Origin of the sequence: Idiomarina sp. A28L (genome assembly GCF_000218785.1) — a bacterium.
GTDB lineage: Bacteria > Pseudomonadota > Gammaproteobacteria > Enterobacterales > Alteromonadaceae > Aliidiomarina.
This window is the reverse complement of record NZ_AFPO01000012.1, coordinates 173,633-195,764: the sequence shown is the minus strand read 5'-3', so window position 1 is coordinate 195,764 and position 22,132 is coordinate 173,633. Positions and strand designations below refer to the sequence as shown.

25 protein-coding genes are annotated in these 22,132 nt (G+C 46.1%); 19 read left to right on the top strand and 6 right to left on the bottom strand.

What is annotated here, in order from left to right; genetic code table 11:
- Positions 1–7: 7 nt before the first annotated feature.
- Positions 8–553: a type IV toxin-antitoxin system AbiEi family antitoxin gene (gene abiEi, locus A28LD_RS05480; RefSeq protein ID WP_007420075.1), complete on the top strand. Its 546-nt coding sequence runs from the start codon at positions 8–10 to the stop codon at positions 551–553.
- Complete coding sequence (locus A28LD_RS05475; RefSeq protein ID WP_007420074.1) at positions 543–1,442, top strand: nucleotidyl transferase AbiEii/AbiGii toxin family protein; 900 nt, start codon at positions 543–545, stop codon at positions 1,440–1,442. The genes abiEi and A28LD_RS05475 overlap by 11 nt, the downstream gene beginning before the upstream one ends.
- Before the next feature lie 24 nt (positions 1,443–1,466).
- Here A28LD_RS05475 and A28LD_RS05470 read toward each other — a convergent pair whose 3' ends face one another.
- The 5 genes from A28LD_RS05470 to A28LD_RS05450 form a co-directional block, all read right to left on the bottom strand.
- Positions 1,467–1,676: a helix-turn-helix domain-containing protein gene (locus tag A28LD_RS05470; protein ID WP_007420073.1), complete on the bottom strand. Its 210-nt coding sequence runs from the start codon at positions 1,674–1,676 to the stop codon at positions 1,467–1,469.
- A 9-nt stretch (positions 1,677–1,685) separates the two neighbouring features.
- Positions 1,686–2,270, bottom strand: coding sequence for a hypothetical protein (locus A28LD_RS05465; protein ID WP_007420072.1), 585 nt, complete (start codon positions 2,268–2,270; stop codon positions 1,686–1,688).
- Between the two features lie 12 nt (positions 2,271–2,282).
- A complete protein-coding gene (locus A28LD_RS05460) occupies positions 2,283–2,864 on the bottom strand; it encodes a hypothetical protein (RefSeq protein WP_007420071.1) in 582 nt (193 codons plus the stop codon).
- A 23-nt stretch (positions 2,865–2,887) separates the two neighbouring features.
- Positions 2,888–3,493: a hypothetical protein gene (locus A28LD_RS05455; protein WP_007420070.1), complete on the bottom strand. Its 606-nt coding sequence runs from the start codon at positions 3,491–3,493 to the stop codon at positions 2,888–2,890.
- Positions 3,494–3,689: 196 nt separating this feature from the next.
- Positions 3,690–5,417, bottom strand: a complete 1,728-nt coding sequence (locus A28LD_RS05450; protein ID WP_007420069.1) for a GGDEF domain-containing protein — start codon at positions 5,415–5,417, stop codon at positions 3,690–3,692.
- A gap of 104 nt (positions 5,418–5,521) precedes the next feature.
- On the opposite strand from A28LD_RS05450, the gene A28LD_RS12365 reads away from it, so the two are divergent.
- The 6 genes from A28LD_RS12365 to A28LD_RS05425 all read left to right on the top strand — a co-directional run bounded on the left by A28LD_RS12365 (position 5,522) and on the right by A28LD_RS05425 (position 9,591).
- On the top strand, positions 5,522–5,623 hold the full coding sequence (locus tag A28LD_RS12365) for a DUF971 domain-containing protein (protein WP_139043524.1): 102 nt from the start codon (positions 5,522–5,524) through the stop codon (positions 5,621–5,623).
- 39 nt (positions 5,624–5,662) lie between these two features.
- The gene (frdA, locus tag A28LD_RS05445) at positions 5,663–7,558 is read left to right on the top strand and encodes a fumarate reductase (quinol) flavoprotein subunit (RefSeq protein ID WP_007420068.1); all 1,896 of its coding nucleotides are present in this window, start codon (positions 5,663–5,665) and stop codon (positions 7,556–7,558) included.
- Complete coding sequence (locus A28LD_RS05440) at positions 7,545–8,369, top strand: succinate dehydrogenase/fumarate reductase iron-sulfur subunit (protein ID WP_007420067.1); 825 nt, start codon at positions 7,545–7,547, stop codon at positions 8,367–8,369. The genes frdA and A28LD_RS05440 overlap by 14 nt, the downstream gene beginning before the upstream one ends.
- Complete coding sequence (locus A28LD_RS05435) at positions 8,359–8,778, top strand: fumarate reductase (protein WP_007420066.1); 420 nt, start codon at positions 8,359–8,361, stop codon at positions 8,776–8,778. Before A28LD_RS05440 ends, A28LD_RS05435 begins: the two co-directional genes overlap by 11 nt.
- On the top strand, positions 8,775–9,146 hold the full coding sequence (gene frdD, locus A28LD_RS05430) for a fumarate reductase subunit FrdD (RefSeq protein ID WP_007420065.1): 372 nt from the start codon (positions 8,775–8,777) through the stop codon (positions 9,144–9,146). The genes A28LD_RS05435 and frdD overlap by 4 nt, the downstream gene beginning before the upstream one ends.
- A 235-nt stretch (positions 9,147–9,381) precedes the next feature.
- Entirely contained in the window at positions 9,382–9,591 is a 210-nt protein-coding gene (locus tag A28LD_RS05425) for a cold-shock protein (RefSeq protein ID WP_007420064.1), read from the top strand.
- A gap of 69 nt (positions 9,592–9,660) precedes the next feature.
- Here the strand turns inward: A28LD_RS05425 and A28LD_RS05420 are convergent, their stop codons facing one another.
- Positions 9,661–9,978 (bottom strand): DUF962 domain-containing protein, encoded by a 318-nt coding sequence (locus A28LD_RS05420; protein ID WP_007420063.1) that lies wholly within the window; start codon positions 9,976–9,978, stop codon positions 9,661–9,663.
- Positions 9,979–10,176: 198 nt separating this feature from the next.
- Here A28LD_RS05420 and sufB point away from each other — a divergent pair, with 198 nt between their 5' ends.
- The 11 genes from sufB to A28LD_RS05365 all read left to right on the top strand — a co-directional run bounded on the left by sufB (position 10,177) and on the right by A28LD_RS05365 (position 21,958).
- Positions 10,177–11,613, top strand: coding sequence for a Fe-S cluster assembly protein SufB (gene sufB / locus A28LD_RS05415; RefSeq protein ID WP_007420062.1), 1,437 nt, complete (start codon positions 10,177–10,179; stop codon positions 11,611–11,613).
- 3 nt (positions 11,614–11,616) lie between these two features.
- A complete protein-coding gene (gene sufC / locus A28LD_RS05410; RefSeq protein ID WP_040487083.1) occupies positions 11,617–12,375 on the top strand; it encodes a Fe-S cluster assembly ATPase SufC in 759 nt (252 codons plus the stop codon).
- Positions 12,372–13,640, top strand: a complete 1,269-nt coding sequence (gene sufD / locus A28LD_RS05405; protein WP_007420060.1) for a Fe-S cluster assembly protein SufD — start codon at positions 12,372–12,374, stop codon at positions 13,638–13,640. Before sufC ends, sufD begins: the two co-directional genes overlap by 4 nt.
- Entirely contained in the window at positions 13,637–14,860 is a 1,224-nt protein-coding gene (locus tag A28LD_RS05400; protein ID WP_007420059.1) for an aminotransferase class V-fold PLP-dependent enzyme, read from the top strand. Before sufD ends, A28LD_RS05400 begins: the two co-directional genes overlap by 4 nt.
- 10 nt (positions 14,861–14,870) lie before the next feature.
- On the top strand, positions 14,871–15,227 hold the full coding sequence (locus A28LD_RS05395; RefSeq protein ID WP_007420058.1) for a HesB/IscA family protein: 357 nt from the start codon (positions 14,871–14,873) through the stop codon (positions 15,225–15,227).
- A gap of 35 nt (positions 15,228–15,262) precedes the next feature.
- The gene (sufT, locus tag A28LD_RS05390; protein WP_007420057.1) at positions 15,263–15,793 is read left to right on the top strand and encodes a putative Fe-S cluster assembly protein SufT; all 531 of its coding nucleotides are present in this window, start codon (positions 15,263–15,265) and stop codon (positions 15,791–15,793) included.
- Positions 15,794–15,832: 39 nt separating this feature from the next.
- Entirely contained in the window at positions 15,833–16,243 is a 411-nt protein-coding gene (locus tag A28LD_RS05385) for a SufE family protein (protein WP_007420056.1), read from the top strand.
- Positions 16,244–16,552: 309 nt separating this feature from the next.
- Entirely contained in the window at positions 16,553–17,143 is a 591-nt protein-coding gene (locus A28LD_RS11920) for a hypothetical protein (protein ID WP_007420055.1), read from the top strand.
- 31 nt (positions 17,144–17,174) lie between these two features.
- Complete coding sequence (locus tag A28LD_RS05375; protein ID WP_007420054.1) at positions 17,175–18,446, top strand: hypothetical protein; 1,272 nt, start codon at positions 17,175–17,177, stop codon at positions 18,444–18,446.
- A 47-nt stretch (positions 18,447–18,493) separates the two neighbouring features.
- On the top strand, positions 18,494–19,951 hold the full coding sequence (locus tag A28LD_RS05370; protein ID WP_007420053.1) for a hypothetical protein: 1,458 nt from the start codon (positions 18,494–18,496) through the stop codon (positions 19,949–19,951).
- 12 nt (positions 19,952–19,963) lie between these two features.
- Positions 19,964–21,958 (top strand): SUMF1/EgtB/PvdO family nonheme iron enzyme, encoded by a 1,995-nt coding sequence (locus A28LD_RS05365; protein WP_007420052.1) that lies wholly within the window; start codon positions 19,964–19,966, stop codon positions 21,956–21,958.
- Positions 21,959–22,132: the final 174 nt, after the last annotated feature.

The following is a 22,132-nucleotide window of genomic DNA, read 5'->3' as shown; positions in this document are numbered from 1 at the left end:
ACTTAATATGAGTAAATTACGAACTTTAATCGAAGAAACTGTGCGCGCCAAAAATGCTGGGCATTTTGGTATCTTTACGGCTGCCGATTTGGCGCTAATGGTTGATGAAAGGCCAACCCCAAACTTTGTGAAGTTTCTTTCCAAGGCTGTAGGTAATTCTTCGCTCGAGCGCATAGCACGCGGGTTATATATCAACAACGTAGCGCCGCCCAATAGTACAGGAGTGCTGGAAAAAATTGCGAGTTTGCTACACAAAAAGCACTTCATGTATGTGAGCTTAGAAACGGAACTAAGCCGCATTGGGGTGATTTCACAAGTGCCAATTCGGCGATTAACCATGATGACAACGGGCCGCTCGGGCGAGCATAAAACAAAGTACGGTATAATCGAATTTACCCACACTAAGCGCTCGCTTGATTCGCTAAACGATGGTGTTTATTACGATCTTGAAAGCCGTGTATTTCGCGCTACCAAGGAACAAGCCATTATGGATTTGCGCCGAGTTGGCCGCAATATTCACATGATTTCCGAGGAATTCAACGATGCTAAATAAAGTTGTGGCTGAGGTTATTCGTAAGCAGCCTGATTTTGCAGGTATGGAAAATGTTCTCGAAAAAGAAATTTTGCATCTTGATGTACTCGATGTACTGCATAGCCATGGGTTTCTTCAAAAATTAACGTTTATTGGCGGTACGGCATTACGGCTTTGTTATAATTCAAGCCGGCTCTCAGAGGACCTCGATTTTACTGGTGGCTGCCACTTTAAGCCGAGTGATTTCAGTGGGCTAGCCATGGAATTGCAAAAAAGTATTGCTGCAAAATACGGCTTGCGTGTTACTGCTCGTGAGCCGGAACCCGATACTCTGCATAGCGATACATCAACATGGAAGGTTACTTTGGAAACACACCCTGGCAGGCCCGATAGGCCTTCGCAAAAAATGCACGTTGATGTGTGTGCCTATGATTCAGTGCATGTGGTGAAGAGGCCGGTTATGAATCACTATGAGATTGAATCGCCAATTGCAGGTTTGCCCATACCAGTTCAAAGCCTAGAGGAAATTTTAGCTGATAAAATGGTGGCTTTTGCTTTTCGAGAGCGGCGTATAAAGCCTCGTGATGTGTGGGATATTATTTGGTTGAAACAAAAAGGCGTGAAGCAAAATGCTGATTATGTTTCTAAAAAGCTAATGATGCGTTCTAAATCCCTAGAACAATTTCTACAGAATATAGATAGACATGCTCAAGATTTGATTCACTCGGATGAAGTAAAAGTAGATTTTATGCAGGAGATGGGGCGTTTTGTTCCTCCATCTGTAGCTTCTCGAACGCTACATAATAATGACTTTTACCCTTTTGTGGGCCAAGCCATACGTGAAGAATGTAATGTTTTACGTGATCTGTTGTTAGGCAATAGTATTGGCGAGAGCCGCTGGGAGCTTTAATCTGCGCTCGGTGCAGCCACCGAATCACTTCGGTGGCACATACTCTAAAATATCCCCAGGTTGGCAATTTAACGCTTCGCAAATAGCTTCGAGGGTGCTGAAGCGAATGGCTTTTACTTTGCCGGTTTTTAATAGCGATAAATTGGTAAGCGAAACACCCACCCGCTCGGAAAGCTCGGTTAACGGCATTTTGTTTTTGGCAAGCTCCACATCTAAGTTAATTCTAATGTTCATGACGGCCTCTTACACAATATCGATGTGGCGAGTGGGTTGCCAAAAGTGAATGGCAAGTAATGTTAGGCCAACGAAGAAAGCAACAGTGCTAAGGGCAATGCTAACAAGTGCAAGTAATGAACCGGCGGCCAAACATATACCAGTTCCTCGTAATAACCGTGAGTTCAATGAGCGGTTAATTGCTAGCGTTATGCCAAATGCACACATTACGATCATTAAAACCACTACGGCGCTCATAAATAAAATAGCGAGTGTGTGGTAGCTACTAGCAAAAATGTTTGAAGATGCAGAGCCTCCGAAAAGAAACCAAACACACTCGGAAAGCATAATTAGTGCTAACAGCACTAGAAGCAGATTAAGCAAAAGTAGTGCTACCTTGCTTACTAAAAGTGTTTTGAATTCATGCTGCAATGCCATTAGTAAATACAGGCCGATAGCTTGGAATAAACCAATCACAATTACGCGAACAAAAGTGGGCGCCTCAATAATACTCGGCTCACTGGTGAAAGCGGTGGCCATCCAATTCATAATCAGTAGCAATAACAGCGCGGCAATAATTGCTAGGCTGGCCGTTAGCTTGCGTGAGTTGTTCATAACAGCCTCCGGTTACACCAGATCAACAGGTTGAGTTGATTTGTAAAAGTACACAGCGATAAACCCACAACCGATAGTGAGCATGATAGGGGTTACCGGTAACAATACCGCTAGGGTAATCGCTGGCAGCAAAATTGATAGGGCTATAAATAGGCTAGCCATACGAAGGCTCGCGGGTAGCTTCGGCTGGTGAAATTGTATTGCAGTGCAAAATGTTACGAGCCCACTGATTAGCAGTAATACCAGAAGGCTTCCTAAAATAATTAAGGGTGAATCGGGACCAGCAGCTTCTACTTTTCCAAACAGCGCCCATATTACGGAGAACACTGCAATGACAAGGGCAAACCCGACGATAATCCGCTTTAACAGGGTTGCTTCTGCATGGGCTAATGATGCTCGCACGTTTAGTAAGGTAACGATCACTAAAACGTGCATGAACACGGTGAAGATATGACGCCAGTAAAAGGCATTTTCGTCGCTTGGCCACAATAGCTTTTCAAAGAACACACCGAATTGTGAAAGCCAATAAACGGGTATTAATATGGCGAGCAATAGTGCTATACCGGTGGCGAATTTTGCATTGTAATAGGGCATTTGAAATCCTTTTAATGGTTGCTTCACACAACTTCTACTTCGTGGTCACCGCGGAAAAACTGAATCGCGAGCACAATTAATAGCACGGGGAATAAAAAGATATTCACAATGCCCAGCACTACAGTGAATTGGAACACGCAGGCTATGAGTAGGCCCACGGAGAACACTTTGAGTGGCATTGAAAGTTGGGCGAAGCGGATGAGCATGCTGATGGCGAAAATGAAGGCAACAACCGCATACAGAAACAAACAAATAAGGCTAAATATAACCGTAACGTTTATTAACGTATCGCTAAGCGTTGCCAAGCCAAGCGCTAAGGTTATATCAACTAGAACAGTGGCGTGAAATAGGCCTACAACCACGGCCATAATAATGAGTAGCGCGGCGGGTAAGCTGCCATTAAGTTGATTTCGACAAAATAGCGCGAGCACCACATACACGGCAATTTCAAGAACTCCGATAACCACAAATAAGGCATCCCACCCATTTAGGCTGGTTAGATCTTCTTGAAATGCAACTTCAAATGATTCCGCGCTAAGAGTGCCGAATGCGTAGAGCCAGTAAACCGGAAACAGAATTGCCAACGCGATCGCTGCAATGCCGGCAGATTTAAACGCATTTGTGTGCATAGTTATTCTCCGAAAATGCCGAGCCTCTGTGTTTTGGCTACATCGCGGCTGTGTTGATAAATAGGTTTGTATGTATTGCACCGTTGTTTATAAAATAGATCAGCATTTTATGATATGCAAGTATTATTTTACGATAAACATAAAATAGCAAGCGAAAGTAAACCCCGGCTGTGTTTGCGGGAGCTTTGAGGTACGGCTAATTCATTGCCTTTCGAACGGTGGGTGTATAGGCGCTGGTGGTTTTGCATTGCGCGATACCCTTGGGGTTTGCTTTCGCTTTGCGTTTCAAATCAGCCGCCAAGGAGGATACTTCTTGATGAGAGAATATTGAGTTGGGGCCAACTTCCACAATGCCTACGCTGTAATCGAGAATGGGGAAGTTTTGAAACCGGCCATTTCTTGCTCGGGCTAAAATCGTATTTGTTTCTGGGTGTTCTTGTCGGTAAAAGCCCTGAATCTCCTCTAAAAACTTCGCTTTTAGTACATCAAGAAGCTGCTTGTTGAAGTTTTTATCGCAAATCACTATAAAATCGTCGCCGCCAACATGGCCCACGAAGTAATTTTGCTCGGTGAACGTTTCGTGCAGCATTTGTGCGAACCATTGAATAACGGTATCACCCTGATGATAGCCATAAATATCGTTGTAGGGCTTAAAGTTATTCAAATCGAAGTAGAGTACAAAAAATGCTTGTTGATTCGTGATGTGTAAATCAATCTGCTGGTTGATCGGCACATTGCCAGGCAGCAAGGTAAGTGGGTTTGCATAACGCGCATTTTGAATGCGGAATTCGGTAATGCGGCGCAGAAGGCTAGGAACGGCAATCACCCCACAGTATTTACCGTTTTTCTGAATAAGTAGCACGTGTTGATCGAGCGTATCTTCGTGCTCAGTGAGCAATGCGCTTGCTTGCTCTAGCGGTGCATTAATGTCGATGATTAACCCGTTAGTTTGCATAACAAGAGATACCGGCTTATTCGCATATAAAGCCCTACCGAAGTTACTGGACATTAACTCCATGAATTGCCCGCGCCGGATAATGCCTGTGATTTGCTCATTATCCACAACCGGAATAGCCACTAAGCGATTGTTTTGTTGAAAGTAATCTAAGATATCGGAAATTCTTCGAGAGCTTGTTACAACAGTTGTATCTTCTACCAACGCATGTAGAGAGTTATAGCGATCAAGATGATTTTCTTCGGCGAGTAGCGCTTCAAGTAATTCACTATTGAGTGGCTCTAGCGCTGGCCTCCCAATCAGGAAGCCTTGCATGGCAAAAATACCTATTTTTTGTAATTGCCGAAGCTCTTGAATAGTTTCAATGCCTTCGGCAATTACCGTGGCATGCAAATTTTTAGCCAGGGTTACAATATGTTGAACGAACTCTCGCTTATAAGGATTTTTGTGTATCTCGCTAATGAAATAGCGGTCGATTTTTATAAATTCAGGGCGTATTTCGGCCCAAAGCATCATGCTTGAATGCCCAGCGCCGAGATCGTCGATGGCAAACCGGAATCCTAGATTACGTAAGCGATTCGTAGCTTTCTTCAGTTGCAATATATTTTCTACCGGGTGCTGCTCCGATAGCTCTAAAACGATAGCGGTTGAAGAGTTTTTTTGCAGCGCGGTTAATTCCAGGAATACATTTTCTGAGCAGAGGAAGTTTGGGTTGATGTTGATGAACAAGAGGCCCGCAAACTCAGATTTTTGGTAGGAGTTCACCGCACTTCGCACGCAATAACATTCTAAATCTCTGCGTGCTCCAAGTTTATCTGCTTCCGAGAAAATTTCGGCGGGCAGCGCTAACGCACTACCCTCAGGCCCGCGTATCAGGCTTTCATTGCCAATAATAGCACCGCGATAGGTATCAACGATGGGTTGATACACAGAGAACAATAAACCTGCATTTATGGCGTTTTCTAACATATAAAGCGCAGCTGAGTTAATAGAACATGGCGCAATTTTTACCTATTCGTATGACATTCCTGTGAAATAGGAGTGGGTAGTTTTTTCTGTGATAGCCGCAAATTATGAGAATTATTGATGTTGATCATGTGCATAACTATGTACTTGAGCTAGTGTTTAGTGATGGCCATGCGGTAATTGCGCTGGCGCAAGAACAGAAAAATTAATTTCCCCATAATAAAAGCCACGCAACACAAGGAGCAGTAATGCAACAGCACGAGTTTGATATTATTGTTGTGGGTGGCGGTGGAGCTGGCTTGCGGGCGGCAATTGCTGCAGCAGAAGCGGGTGCAAAGGCGGGTAGTAATAAAGCCAAACCACTCAACATTGCGATGCTTTCGAAAGTTTACCCGATGCGCTCGCATACGGTGGCAGCCGAGGGCGGGGCCGCTGCGGTTACGCGGCCCGATGATACCGTGGAAGCGCATTTCGATGATACGGTGGCAGGTGGTGATTGGTTAGCTGAGCAAGGTGTGGTGGATTACTTTGTGCGCCATGCCTATCAAGAATTAGTGCAAATGGAACACTGGGGTTGCCCGTGGTCGCGTAAGCCAAATGGTGATGTGCAGGTGCGCCGTTTTGGCGGCATGAAAACCGAACGTACATGGTTTGCGGCCGATAAAACCGGTTTTCACATGCTGCACACTTTGTTCCAAACCTCGTTAAAATACCCTTCTATTCAGCGTTTCGATGAATATTTTGTACTTGATTTACTGGTGAGTGTTCAGCAGCAAGTGCAAGGCGTGCTGGCGCTGGAAATTAGCACTGGCGAACTACACATGCTGTATGCAAACGCGGTGATTATGGCAACCGGCGGAGCTGGCCGCGTATTCCGTTTCAATACTAATGGCGGCATTGTTACGGGTGATGGTATGGCCATTGCTTATCGCCATGGTGTGCCGCTGCGGGATATGGAATTTGTGCAATATCACCCAACAGGTTTGCCCGGCAGTGGCATTTTGATTACCGAAGCTTGCCGTGGTGAAGGTGGTTTGTTGGTGAACAAAGATGGCTATCGCTACTTGCAAGATTACGGCCTTGGGCCGGAAACGCCGTTGGGTAAACCTGAAAATAAATATATGGAACTAGGCCCGCGCGATAAGCTTTCGCAGGCTTTTTGGCATGAGCAAAAAGCTGGGCGAACCGGAAAGCATCATGGTTCCGATGTGGTGTATCTGGATTTGCGCCATTTAGGAAAAGCCTATTTGTACGAGCGGTTGCCGTTTATTTGTGAATTGGCAAAAGCGTATGTAGATGTTGATCCTGTTCACGAATTAATTCCGATTCGGCCTGCGGTGCATTACACCATGGGCGGTATTGAAACCGATGCCCATTGCGAAACCACATTGAAAGGTTTGTTTGCGGCTGGCGAATGCGCTTCGGTAGGTTTGCATGGCGCTAACCGCTTAGGCTCGAATTCACTTACTGAGTTGCTGGTATTTGGCCGGTTGGCGGGCGAACAGGCGGCGGCGCGTGCGCTGCAAAAGGGTGTGAAGGTTACGGGCCTAGAGCAAGAGAGCCAAAAGCTGCATAAGAAATGGCAAACTAAGTTGCACAAGCTTACCGATACCAGCCAAGAAGCGCGCTCGTGGGTGCCCATCAAACGGGAGCTAGTGGCTACCATGGAAACCGGTTGTGGTATTTATCGTGATGAGCAAGGTTTGCAGCAGGCGCTCGATTCTGTGCGGCGTTTACAAGCGGAATTTCAGCACGTTCGAGTGGGCGATAACAGCAAAGCTTACAACACTGATTTACTGCATTGTTTAGAACTTGAATTCAGTTTAGATGTGGCTGAGGCAATTTGTTTAGCGGCACTGGAGCGGCGTGAATCGCGAGGTGCGCATCAACGTTTAGATGCCGATTGCACCGAGCGTAACGATGCGGAGTTCTTGCGCCACAGCCAAGTGTTTTATGTTCCAGGAAAGGCAGCAAAGCTCAAGTGGCAAGCGGTAGATACGCATATTTCGGCTCCGGGCGAACGCTTGTATGGTTCGGCGGGCTCAGCGCACGCGGGCGCAGCCGCTGAAGTGCAGCGTGAGCCAACAGAGTTCGAGCAAAAACAACGCGGGAAGAAAGAAGGAAGCTCTGATGGCGGCGAATAAAGGAATGCAACAGGCGCTAGTGCGGGTAAAGCGCTATCTTCCTGAAGAACAGCAAAAGACGCAATCAGAACCTTTCTGGCAGGAATTCACCGTGCCCTTCGATGAGAGCACCTCGGTGCTCGATGCCCTAAATTTTATTAAAGAAGAGTTAGATCCTAGCCTTAGTTTTCGGTGGAGTTGCCGCATGGCCATTTGTGGCTCGTGTGGGTTTATGTTGAATGGAATTCCGAAGCTTGGCTGTAAAGAGTTCTTGCGCAATTACTCGGTGCGCACCTCCCCAGCGCAAAAAAATACCGCTACCAATACCAGCATCACTGCAAGTTTAACGGTAGAGCCACTGGCGCACTTTACGGTAGAGCGCGATTTAATCGTGAATATGGATGAATTTTTAATCCACTTAGAAGCGGTAAAGCCGTATTTAATTGCGGAAACGAGCACACAAAAGCAGTTACAACCGAGCCTGCAAACTCCAGCGCAACTTGCAAAGTATAAGCAGTTCGCGAACTGCATTAACTGTGGTTTGTGCTATTCGGCTTGCCCGCAGTTCTGTTTAAACCCAGAGTTTCTTGGGCCAGCAGCCATTGCATTAGCACAGCGCTACAACCTTGATAGCCGCGATACCGGAAAAGCGGTGCGTATGCCCATGCTGAATAGCCACAATGGCGTGTGGAGCTGTACCTTTGTGGGCTTTTGCTCTGATGTATGCCCTAAGCAGGTAGATCCAGCGGCCGCCGTGAACCAAGGTAAAGTTGAATCGGCGAAAAGTATGTTGATTCAGATGTTTAAGGGGAGCACCGCGCATGAGCTATAAACCAACATTAACGCGCACATGGTGGCTTAAGCATCGGTTTTTTATGTTGTATATGCTTCGCGAAGGCACGGTGTTGCCATTGGTCTTCTTACTATGCTCACTTAGCGCTGGCGCTTTTGCATTGCAAAGCGTTGAGCAGTTTGCGAGCTGGCAGCGGTTTATGGCTAACCCTTGGGTTGTAGCGATACACACAGTGGCGCTTATCGCCGCCCTTTATCATGCCTTTACCTTTTTTAAATTATTTCCGCGGGTAATGCCGATTCGCGTGGGTACTAAGCTTGTGCCCCCAGCGATAATGGTGGTGGGCCAATGGCTCGCGGTGGTTGCGGTAATCACTGTATTTTTATGGTTGTTCGTTTTTTCGGGGGCTGCTCACGGCATAGTGGCAGGCCCGGGAGGTGGTGTATGAATGCAAATAAAACTGGCAGCCGCTGGCAAGGCCTGCATTTAGAACCGCTATGGTGGGGCTTATTCAGCGCCGGGGGTGTATGTTTTGCTGTGTTTATACCCGCTGTGGTTCTGATATTCGGAATTATGGCACCCCTTGGTATTATCGATATTAGTTATCAGCAAGTGCGGGGTTACTACGCGAGTATTTGGGGCTTAATGTTTACGGGCGCGGTTATTTGCCTGCCCGCATTTCATGCTGCGCACAGAATTCGGCATGGTTTACACGATGTAAAGCTCGGTGGTGGCCTTGTAAGCATAATTATTTGTTATGGTTTAGCCGCTACATTATCGGCTACAACCCTAGCTGCATGGTATTTGTTGCGCTAATAAAAAAAATAAAAGAAAACATATATTTAATTCTTTTCGAAACAAACGTTGACTCTCACTCAGATAGGAGTAACCTAGCCGGCGTTGGATAGTAAATATTATTTAGATCTTCACTGCGTTGCCGTATTATTCGTAATTACCTCCGTCCTGTAGTATTTAATTTTTGTTTTTATTTTCTCTCCGAATTATCGCCTCGAAAGGGCACTTTTATTTTATAAATTTCAGGATGTTAATTATGTCTAATACTGTAACTGGTACTGTTAAATGGTTTAACGAAGCTAAAGGTTTTGGTTTTCTAGAACAACAAGGCGGCGCTGATGTGTTCGCTCACTTTAGTGCAATCGTTAGTAGCGGTTTTAAAACTTTGACTGAAGGTCAAACTGTAGAATTTACTGTTACTCAGGGCCCTAAAGGTCCTCAAGCAGAAAATATCGTAGCTGTGTAATTTACATAGCTCATAAAAAACGCGCCTTCGGGCGCGTTTTTTTATGCCTAAAATTAATATTTATTTTTATTACCAGGGAAGCCTGCCGGTAAGCACATCTTTTAGCATTACCCAATCGCCCATTAGGCTGTAAAGCGGGTGTTTAAAAGTAGCTGGCTTATTCTTTTCAAAGAAAAAATGCCCTACCCAAGCAAATCCATATCCTACGAATGGCACCAACCACAACAACATCCAGGAACCCGTGATAATAGCTGTTGCGATAATTGCCAATACCAATAGGCTGCCAACTACATGTAAACGCCGGCTTGTACGGTTTTTATGTTCTTTTAAGTAATAAGGGTAAAACTCTTTAAAACTCGAAAATTTATCTGGCATGGCGCTAAGCATAATTTGAACCCTCCTCGCTAATTGATCAAAAAGTAGCTCTATTTCGGCTAGGTTACAAGCTGTCTATCAAAAGCACCTTCCCGCGTGCTTTTTGTTTGCACTGTTTTGCCCTTAATACTTGAGTGATTTAGTCGGGAAATGTATAATTGCGGTATTCTAGATGGTTTGAACAACATGGTCTGAACAAGAGGTAACAGGATGAGTGAACAAATCGATAAAGCCCTAGCGCGTAAATACGATGCTGGCTTCGTTTCTGAGATTGAATCAGATACTTTCCCCATCGGTTTGGATGAATCTGTTATTCGCCGTATTTCTGCGATGAAAGAAGAACCAGAGTGGATGCTTGATTGGCGTTTGCAGGCGTTTCGTTCATGGCAGAAAATGAAAGAGCCAGATTGGGCGCACTTGGGTTATGAGAAGGTTGATTACCAATCAATCTCTTACTATTCAGCACCCAAAAGCATGAAAGATAAGCCACAATCGCTGGCCGAAGTTGATCCTGAGTTACTGCGTACCTATGAAAAACTAGGCATTCCACTGCATGAGCAGGAAATGTTGGCGGGCGTTGCGGTAGATGCTGTATTCGATTCAGTATCAGTGGTAACCACGTTTAGAGCTAAACTTGAAGAAGCGGGCGTTATTTTCTGCCCTATTTCTGAAGCCATTAAAAAATATCCTGATTTAGTTAAGAAATATATCGGTAGCGTGGTGCCGCGTAGCGATAACTTCTTCGCCGCGCTAAACAGCGCTGTGTTTACCGATGGTTCATTCGTTTATATTCCGAAGGGCGTGCGGTGCCCAATGGAGCTTTCTACCTATTTCCGTATTAACGAATTAAATACTGGCCAGTTTGAACGTACCTTGATTATTGCCGAGGAAGGCAGCCACGTAAGTTACCTTGAAGGGTGTACTGCGCCGCAGCGTGATGAAAACCAGCTACATGCTGCAGTGGTTGAGTTGGTAGCGCAGGATAACGCCGAAATCAAATATAGCACGGTGCAAAATTGGTATCCGGGCGATGAGAACGGTAAAGGCGGTATTTATAACTTTGTTACCAAGCGTGGTATTTGTGAAACCAACGCAAAAATTTCGTGGACTCAGGTTGAAACCGGTTCGGCGATTACTTGGAAATATCCAAGCTGTATTTTGCGCGGTGATAACAGCGTAGGTGAATTCTACTCAGTTGCTCTAACTCGTGGCCGCCAGCAAGCCGATACCGGCACGAAAATGATTCACCTAGGTAAAAACACAAAATCGACGATTATTTCGAAAGGTATTTCTGCGGGTAACAGCAGTAATGCTTACCGTGGTTTGGTGAAAATGGGCCCGAAAGCTGATGGCGCACGTAACTTTACCGAGTGTGATTCGTTGTTGATCGGTGATAAATCAGCAGCACACACGTTCCCATATATTGAAAGCTCGAACCCTTCCGCCATTGTTGAGCACGAGGCTACCACTTCGAAAGTAAGTGATGATCAGCTGTTCCTTTGCCAACAACGTGGCTTAGATACTGAAAAAGCGGTATCGATGATTGTGAATGGGTTCTGTAAAGAAGTATTTAAAGAATTACCGATGGAGTTCGCAGTAGAAGCGGGCAAATTACTTGAAATTAGTCTTGAAGGTTCAGTGGGGTAAATGATGTTAACCATTAAAGATTTGCAGGCCAGCGTTGAAGAGACAACCATTCTTAAAGGGCTTAATCTCACTATCAACCCGGGTGAAGTACATGCGATCATGGGCCCCAACGGTGCCGGTAAAAGTACCCTAGGTTATGTGCTATCAGGCCGTGAAGATTACGAAGTGCAAGGCGGAACAGTTGAATTTGAGAACCAAAATTTATTGGATATGGAAGTAGATGAGCGTGCACGTGCCGGTATCTTCTTGGCGTTCCAGTATCCGGTAGAAATTCCTGGCGTAAGCAACATGGAATTCATGAAAGAGAGCGTAAATGCAGCACGGAAAGAACGTGGTGAAGAGCCGTTAACGGCTGCTGAGTTCTTGAAAACAGCGAAAGCGGCTTGTAAACAGGTAAATTTACCACTCGAATTCTTGAAGCGTGGCGTGAACGAAGGCTTTTCTGGTGGTGAGAAAAAACGTAACGAAATTATGCAGATGATTTTGTTACAGCCGAAGCTTTGTATTCTTGATGAATCTGATTCTGGCCTTGATATCGATGCGCTCAAAGTAGTGGCAGATGGCGTGAATAGCCAACGCGATGGCAAACGCAGCTTTATTGTTGTAACCCATTATCAACGCTTGCTTGATTATATTCAGCCTGATTATGTTCACATTCTTGCCGATGGCAAAATTGTGAAAAGTGGCGGCCCGGAGCTTGCGAAAGAAGTGGAAGCTTCTGGTTATGCGTGGCTTGAAGGCCATGAGGAGGCAAGTGCATGAGCCAGTGGTTAGCAAACGTTCTTGATCGTGCCAGCACGGTTAACGATTGGCTGAGCCCTGTTCGGCAAACTGCACTAGCAACTCTGCGTGAGCAAGCCTGGCCTACGCGCCGCACTGAAGCGTGGCGGTATACATCGCTGCATGAAGTGGCGGAATTAGAACTCGCTCAAGCGAATAGCGCCCAAAGTACTGTAAATGCCGAAGCACCGGCTATTGAAGGCTTAAATAGCTTAGATTTGGTATTTGTTGATGCCCAGCCGGTTACTGATTTTAGCAAGTTAATTTTGCCTGAAGGGGTAACTGTTACTTCATTGCACGGCGTGAATGCCGATCAGCAAGCGCGTATTAGTAAAATATTTAACCAAGCAAAGCCTACTCACCATTTATTCGGCTTGGTGAACGATGTATTAGCTGAGCAAGGCGTGGTGATCGATGTTGCCGCTGGTGCTGAAATTGAACAGCCAATTCGTATTGTAAACTTTGTTACTGATGGTGTTGAATCGCATCACCGGGTATTAGTGAACGTAGGCGATAACGCGAAGGTTACCGTTATTGAGCACGGCGCGGGCAACGGCCATAGCATGAACACAGCGTATGCTGAATATGTGCTTGGCAGTGAAACCAAGCTTGAACATTATCGCTTTGCGATGCATGGGCAAGAAGCGATTCACATGGGTGGTAGCCATTTTAAATTGGGTGAACACTCGCGCTTAAATAGCACAATTGTGGGCTATGGTAGCCGCCTTACCCGTATTGATACTGATGTGATTCATGCTGCTGAGCATGCGTTCGCGAAAATGAACTGCATTTATTTGCTGGCACCAAAAGAACACTTTGATTTACACACTACCATTGAGCACGCGAAGCCAAATGGCACCAGCGAAGAAAATGCCCGTGGTATTGTGGGCGATAAAGCCAAAGCTATATTTAATGGCCGTATTCATATTCACCGTGATGCGCAAAAAACCTTGGCTGAATTGAATAATCGCAACTTGTTGTTATCTCGTGGTGGGCAAATTAACACTAAGCCTGAACTCGAGATTTATGCTGATGATGTGCAATGCGCACACGGTGCAACCGTGGCGGAAATTGCCGAAGAAGAACTGTATTACTTGCAAACTCGCGGCATTCCGCGCAGCCAAGCATTAGTGATGTTGAACTTTGGTTTTGTGCAGGAACTTGTTAACCAAATGCCAAACAAAGCTTTATCTACATGGCTGCAACCGCTGTTACGTGAGCGATTCAGTGCCATGGAGACAAAATGAGCTTAGATGTTCAAGCGTTACGCCAAGAGTTCCCCATTTTAAGCCGTGAAGTTCACGGCAAGCCTTTGGTGTATTTGGATAACGCGGCTACCACGCAGAAGCCGCAAGTGGTAATTGATGCTTTGGTGAATTATTACAGCCAGAGCAATTCCAACGTGCATCGTGGTGCGCACTTTTTAAGTGATGAAGCTACGCGGCTGTATGAAGATTCGCGCACTGTGGTGGCGAATTTTATTAACGCCAACGCCCGTGAAGAAGTGATTTGGACAAGCGGCACTACCGAAGGCATTAATATTGTTAGCAAAGGTATGGCGCAGCGCTTAAAAGCTGGCGATCAAGTGGTGGTTACCGAGCTTGAACACCATGCGAATTTAGTAACCTGGCAGCAGGCCTGCAAACATAGTGGTGCAACGCTGCACGTGGCGCCTATTGATGATAACGGCACGTTAGATCGTGAAGCCTTTACTGAGTTGCTGAACAAGAACACTGTATTTGTTGCCATGCCGCATGTTTCGAATGCGCTGGGAACCGTGAACCCGATTGTTGATTTGATTCGGCAAGTACGCACGCATGCGCCAAAAGCGTTAGTGCTTATTGATGGCGCTCAAGGTATTGCTCACGGTAATGTGGATGTTCGCGCTATTGGCTGCGATTTCTATGTGTTTTCTGGCCATAAACTGTTTGGGCCAACCGGCGTGGGCGTGCTTTGGGGCAAACAAGCGGTGCTAGAAGATTGGCCAGTATGGTTAACCGGTGGTGAAATGATAGCTTCAGTAAGCTACCAAGATGCTACTTGGGGTGCATTGCCAAATCGTTTAGAAGCGGGCACGCCGAACATTGCTGGTGTTATCGGTTTGGCTGCGGCCGTTCGTTGGTTCCAGCAACTTGATATGCAAGCTGTGCAAGCACATGAAAAGGCATTATTAGAGCGCGCTATTGAGCTTGGCGCTGAGATTGAAGGCCTGCGTTTGATAGGCAACGCCAAAGATAAAATTGGTGTGTATAGCTTTATTCTCGAAGGCTCGCACCCAGCAGATGTAGGCTTTTTGCTCGATCGCCAAGGCATTGCCATTCGTACCGGTGATCACTGTGCCCAGCCGTTAATGGAACGGCTTGGTGTGCCAGGTACTGCGCGTGCTTCATTTAGTATTTATAATACACTCGAAGAAGTTGAGCAGTTGTTTGTTGGGTTGAAAAAAGCCCAAACGATGCTGGCTTAAAGGAGTAGCTATGTCGGTTGAAACTTTTGTTCCAGAAACTAGCGTAATTACCGTAACCCCAAGTGCTGCGAAGCACTTTGCGGCCAAGCTAGCGGCTACGCCGGGTAAAATTATTCGCTTATCTACCAAGCCTAGTGGCTGCACAGGTTACGCCTATGTGATTGATTTTGCCGATTCACCAGAAGAAGGTGATGTGGTGATTGAGGTTAATGAAACATTGAAGCTTTCTGTGGCTCAATCTGCTGTTCCTATGTTGCGTAATACTGAACTGGATTATGTGAAAGAGGGCGTGAATGGCATCTTGAAATTCAATAACCCAAATGTTGTTGATGCCTGCGGCTGTGGCGAAAGCTTCAGCGTGAGTTAAAGCGCATTTGTTAAGGTGCATTGGTTAAGGTAAATATGCAAAAGATTGTATCTATAACTCGCGATTGCAAAGCGCGGCGGGTTCCTACGGGTGAAGTGAAAATTATTCCTGCCGGAGAGTTCGTAAACATTACGCAAGATCTCGGTGGCAACTACACCGTTACTTGGGGCGGCAATATGTTGCGAATTGATGGCACCGATGCCGATGCCATTGGCCGTAAACCTACTGTATTGAATTTCCCTGAACCGGAAGATGGCAAGGTTTCTGAAGCGCAAGTTTGGGAAGCTCTAGAAACGGTTTATGATCCTGAAATTCCTATTAATCTTGTATCACTTGGCTTGATTTACAAAGTAGTGGTTGATGCTGAGCAGGGCGTTGTTACTATCGATATGACACTAACCGCACCGGGCTGTGGCATGGGCCCTGTATTAGTAGGTGATGTGGAATACCGTGTAGGTATGGTGCCGCATGTGAAAGAAGTAAAGGTTGATCTCGTGTTTGATCCACCTTGGTCGCGCGATATGATGAGCGAAGAAGCACAACTTGAAGCGGGCGTGTTTTTTTAAACGTTAGCGCAGAATGCTAATCCTGAACGTGAGAATTACATGAACTTACCAAGCACTACCGAAATTATTGAAGATATCGAGTTTCTTGATGATTGGGAATCACGGTATCAGTACATTATCGATCTTGGTAAGGCATTGCCGAAATTACCTGAAGAAGAACGCGCGCCGGAATTGAAAGTGAAAGGCTGCCAGAGCGATGTTTGGATGCTGGCGCAACAAGATAATGGTGCGCTTACCTTCCGTGTTGATAGCGATGCCATGATTGTTCGTGGCTTACTGGCCATAGTAATGGCGGCTTACAATAACAAGCAGCCCAAAGATATTACCGAATTTGATATAGATGGCTATTTTCAGGCGATTGATTTAGAAAACCACTTATCACCTACCCGCGGTAATGGCTTGCGCGCAATCGTAGGCAAAATTAAGGCGATAGCTGCAGAAGCGGCCTAAGTTAGAGCCTGCAGTTGAAAGCCAAAAGATTAAGAAAAACGCGCCTCTTGGCGCGTTTTTCATGCCTAGCTTTTAAGGCCTAATCGGCAGTAGAAAATAGCGCAGGCGCATGTGGTTTAGGCTACATTAAAAGATAGATGAATTGCTTTATGGAACCTTATTATAATTTCAATACCTAATAGTATAGTTATTATAAAAAGTGTTAACTTAAGAATAGTTAGCCTAAAGCTTCATTTTGGATATAAAGTGTAGGTTTGGTGAACGCGAATGTTTCGGTGTGAATGATAGAACGTTATTGGCGGAATCGATATGAAAATATTAAAGCAGAAAGTTAAGCAAAACACGCTGGCAACTACAGCGTTTGTTTTGGGTGCCTTGTTTGTTGCTTTATCTACTTTTTCAGCGGCGCACGCCGAAGAAGAAAAGCCAAGAACTGAAAATGCTGTGGCCGCGGCGCCTATGGCACCGGTAAGTTCAGTGTTTTACCTAGATTGTTCACATTTAGTTTTTGATAACTTTTTTGATCAAGAGCTTACGCGGGGAGAGCGAGTTACCCTGCTAAACGCGAATATTGAAGCCAATGTTGGTAATTACGAAGCCTGCAGATCGGCTGCTAATGAATCAGCACAAGAACGTATGGTAAATGCTGGTAGCGTTGGCTTAGTAAATGGTGGTTTTGGAATAGATGGTACGAATGAATTACCGGAAGAACTTGATCAACAAGATATGAACACCGATACGGCGCCGCCGGCATCAGCTTCTCGAGAGCACCGTGGCTCTGCCGGAGCAGGTGGAACATCAACAGTTTGTGATGCTATTAAGCAGGGCTTAGCTGGGGCAAAAACGGATTCAGAAAAAGCTCATTTTGAAAAACTTAAAAACGACTACGGGTGCCAGTAGTGGCGACGGACATAAAAAATAGGGAACGAGTATGCACTTTTCACAATCTATAATTCAGGTATTTCGCAAGCTGTTCATGCTTGGTGTAGCTGCACTGGTGTTAAGTGCTTGCCAAACAGGGCCAGATGTTCGCCACGTAGGCCCAACCATGACAGGCCCTTCTGGTGCGAACACGCTGGGAAACTTGCAGCGTAATTACACCTATAACTCGGATATCTATTTAAATGTTGCAGTGCCTGTATTCGACCCAGGCTTGCCGCTTGATAGAAATGGCAATGTTGATTACGACCAGCTGGTAAAAGATGATATTTGGCCACAGATTCGTAGGCTTGAAGCTAACCGTTTTGCGCTTGATACAAAGAACGCACTAAGCAAAACCAACTCTTTTGGTTCAATTGATGTAACACCTGATACCAATGCTTCGGCTGATATCTATGTGTTAGGAAAAATTAATCATTCTGATACTGAAACTATTAATATTAGTGTTCGGGTAATGGATGGCACCAATGCACTTTGGGGTACTGAAACCTTCGAATATCGGGTGAGTGAAGGTTTCTACCGTGATGCTTTTAACAGTGGCAACAACCCTTATGAGCCTATTTTCACAAGCATTGCGAACTATGTTTACGATTTGCTTCGCGAAAAAAGCGAAGCGCAGAAAGCCAACATTCAGGCCGTATCTGAACTTCGTTACGCAGCTATGTATAGCCCCGAAACTATGGGTTCGTATTTAGAGCAAAAATCTACGCGTAATGGCGTAGTTTATAGCTTAAACGGTTTCCCTGCCGATGAAGATCCAATGCTACAACGCATTCGCATGATTCAGGCGGAAGAGCAAAGCTTTATTTCGGATCTACAGAACAACTATGCGGCATTTTATGAGCAAAGTGATTCAAGCTACAGCGATTATCACCGAGAAACATTGCCGGTTGCCGCCACTATTCGCCGTGAAAAAGCCCAGCGTGGGCGGCAGCAAGCTACTGCACTTTTAGCGGCAGTGGGTGCCGGTTTGTTACTTCGCAACTCTGGTTCAGCTGCGGGCGAAATCGGTGCGATAGTGCTTGGCGCAACTTCGTTGTATAACATTGGTGGTGCGATTCAAACCAACCAAAATCTTAATAACCAACGCCAATTGCTCACAGAAATGGGCCAAAACTTAGATATCGAAGTAACGCCGCAAGTAATTGAATATCGTGATCAAACGATTGAATTGCAGGGTAGTGCGCGAGAGCAATACACGCAATTGCGCGCTCAGCTATTTGAGATTTATAAAATAGAGGCGACACCGGACCAGAATCTGTAGCGCAGCTTAATGCTCAAAAAGCAGAAGGGAAAGATAAGAGGTAAGTTGTGTCTAATATTGATGATTCGATATCCGAAGTAAAAGCCGAGAGGCTCAGATTGTTCAAAAAGGCTGCGAAGGTGCTAGTGGTATCACTGCTCATCGTTGCCTTTGCTGCGCTTTTGTATTTTCTAATTACGAGCTTAACCAAATCGTTTGGCTCAGAGCCTGAGAAAAAAAGTGCGCAAACATCGGTAGTAAAAGACCAGAACCAAGTTAACCAAGCGCCCGTTGATACTGCCGAGCGAGCGGCTATTCAACAGCGGCTCTCTGATACTCGCCAGCGCTTGCAACGCGCAAGCAATAATACAGCCTTTAACGAATGGCGCCCGGAACAATTCACTTTGCTAGAACAGGCATTGGAGAACGCTTATGCGCTGTATACGGCAACTGATTATGCTGGGGCTCGTGCAACACTGAGTGAAATTAACAGTAGCCTCAGTAGCCTTGAAAGTGATTACGAATCAGCTTACACCGATACCTATGAACAGGCTCTGGCGGCCTTCTCTGATAATGAAATTTCCCGTGCGCGTTTGCTTAACGCCGAGTCACTTCGCATAAACCCTAGTTTCGGCCCTGCCCTTGAGTTGCAGCCGCGTTTAGATGCCTATGAAGAGGTGCAAGCGTTATGGTTGCAAAGCCAAACAGCACAAGCAGAAAATAACTTACCTCGGGAGATAGAGCTTCTTGAAAGGTTGCTATCTTTAGATAATGCGCATCAACGCGCAGCGGAGCGAGCACGGGTAGTTCGTGCTGAGCTTGCTGAACGTGCCTTTTTAAATGCATTAAACATAGCGCTTGAAGCTTTAGATAGCGGTGATCTCGATAGAGCTGAAACGGCCATTAATCGAGCTGCGCAAATTGATAGCGGCCGTGCAGAAATAGCTAATGTGCGTGTGCGGTTAGCAACAGCCCGAACCGAACGGGAGTTAGCACAAATTGAGCAGCAGTTAGCTTTATTTCAAGAAATTGATGAATGGGCTACGGTGGCAATGGTAGCGAACAATGCCTTGCAGCAATATCCTTCACACAGTGTTTCTCGCAATGCGTTAACGCAAGCGAGTGCAATTGTGCAAACTCAAGCGCAGCTGCAAGGTTACATTGATCGGCCGCAGCGGCTCGCCGATTTAACCGTGCTGCAAAACGCGCAGCAAGCGGTTGCCACGGCAGAGCGTTATGCGCAAATGAGCGCCCGCTTGAGCGGGGCTATTAGCGAATTAGAGCAACTTATCGACGTTGCCAATCAGCCCGTAACGGTTGTGCTTACCAGTGATAACCGCACCCATGTTCGTGTTCTGGGTGAAGGGGTAGTGGGTACGCATGCTGAGTATTCCTTTTCGTTAAAACCGGGTACTTATCAGTTTGAAGGGCGGCGCGAAGGATATCGCTCAAAAATTATCACCGTAGTGGTGGAGCAATCGGCAGCACCGATTGCAGTTACATTGATGTGTGATGAGCGGATTTAAGGGAGTGAAGGGTTGAACGCATTGGATAGCGCCATTGATTCTGGCGTACGTAAACACCGGGTATTGGCAATATTAAGCGGCAGTGCTTTGGTAATTGTGCTTGCTGTATATATGTTTTGGTTATTTTTGTTACAAGGTTTTACCGTAACTGTTGCTCCGAATGAAGCTCGTGAACAAGCTCAATTCCGCACGGTTTCTGGCGCTGGATTCATGCTCGGTAATAAGCTGTATTTGTTGGGTAGCAATGCCACCATTGAGGTGAGCGCTCACTTATACATAGCTAAAGAAGTTAATATTGATGCCACTACACCAAGCAATATTAACGTTACCTTGGAGCCACAGCCGGCAATACTCAACGCTAGCCTTGCAACTGCGTTGAACGATGCCAGTTGGCAAATTGATGGCGTAACATTGGGCGAGGGTAGTGAATTTCGTATTGAATTGCCCGAAGGTGAATTTAATTTGGCGGTTTCGCACCCGTTTTATCAACCGCAAAACACCATTATTACCGCCAGCAAAGGGCAGCACTTAAGCCACGAGTTTCACTTAGAGCCCGCTGTGGGTGAAATGCGTTTGAGTTCAGTGCCCTTGGGGGCAGAAGTAAAGATAGATGGCGAAATTGTAGGTAACACACCGTTACAATTAACCCGCAATGGCGGCAGCTATCAGGTTCAGATTCAAGCTGAGGGCTATGAGCCCATACTCGATACTGTTCGGTTGAGTGTGAACAACTTAGTTGCTGAGCGGAACTATCAGCTTGAACTATTGAAGGCAACGTTGCGTGCTGAGGTGCAACCGAGCGGTGGCATTCTTAGCGTAAACGAGCAGCCGGTGGCAAATCCGGCACGAGTAAATGCCAACCAGCCTTTGTTGGTGCGGTATGAAAAAGAGGGCTACTGGCCGGCTTCAGAACGTATTGAATTAACCCCAGGTGAAGATAACGAAGTGCAATTTAATTTGCGTGCGCAAATGGGTACAGTAAATGTTGCTGCTAATGTGCCGGCAAACGTTTTTATCAACGGCGTTGCTCAGGGGCAAGTGCCGTTGCAGTTAAGTTTACAAACAGTGGTGCAAACGCTGGAGTTTCGGGCGCCAGGATATCGAACTCGGCAGCTCGAGGTTCGCCCTTCGGCTTCGGTAGCACGCAATGTGAACGCTGAGCTTTTAACTGAATTTGATGCCCGCCGAGCTGAAGGCCGGCCACTATTTGCCAATACTATTGGTATAAATTTGCTACCGGTAAGCTTGCAGGCTTTTACCATGGGTTCGCCATTAAGTGAAAATGGCCGCAACCGCAACGAGGTGGAACGCCCAGTAACCTTTACCCGCAATATTTGGCTCTCTACGCATGAAATATCCGAGGGCCAATATGCGCGCTTCACGGGGCAAGGCGATACCTCAAGCGAATTACCAGTAACCAACGTGAGTTGGCTTGATGCGGCACGGTTTACCAATTGGCTGAGTGAGCAAGAGGGCTTATTGCCGTTTTATATTATTCGTGGCGATACCTTGGTTGATGTGCGCATTGGTTCACGTGGGTATCGCTTGCCGAGCGAAGCAGAGTGGGAGTTTGTAGCCAAGCATTTTCGGAGGGCGGCACGCACCCAGTATGTTTGGGGTAACCAAGCCGTGCTTCGCGATAATCAAGCAAACTTTGCTGATGAATCGTTACGCGGTGAACAAACCTTTGTGCTGCGCGATTATGAAGATGAGCACAAGGGTAAAGCACCGGTAGGTAGTTACCCTGCCGATAGAAACGGCTTTTATGATCTTGCTGGCAATGTTCGCGAATGGGTGCATGATTATTATCAACTGCAATCTGCGGGCCCTAGCAATATGGCGCCTGCGGCAGAAAACTATTTAGGCCCTGATAATGGCAATGGCCGGGTGGTAAAGGGTTCTTCTTACCTTACCGGGCAAATGCAATTATTGCGCGCTAGTGCTCGGGCTCAGGGCACCGAGCCTGCAGCTGATATTGGTTTTCGTATTGCGCGCTACCACAACTAATGGTTGTTGGCGGTTGTAGGTGCTCTTGATAGGTATTCTTCATAGGTATTTTTCATAGGTGAGAACGTGAAAAAACGATTAATTATTATAGTGTCGATATTCATTCTGGCGCTCGCGGGTGCTAGTGCAATGGCGTACTTTGTATCGCTCGATGCGCCGCAAGATTTTCCTACG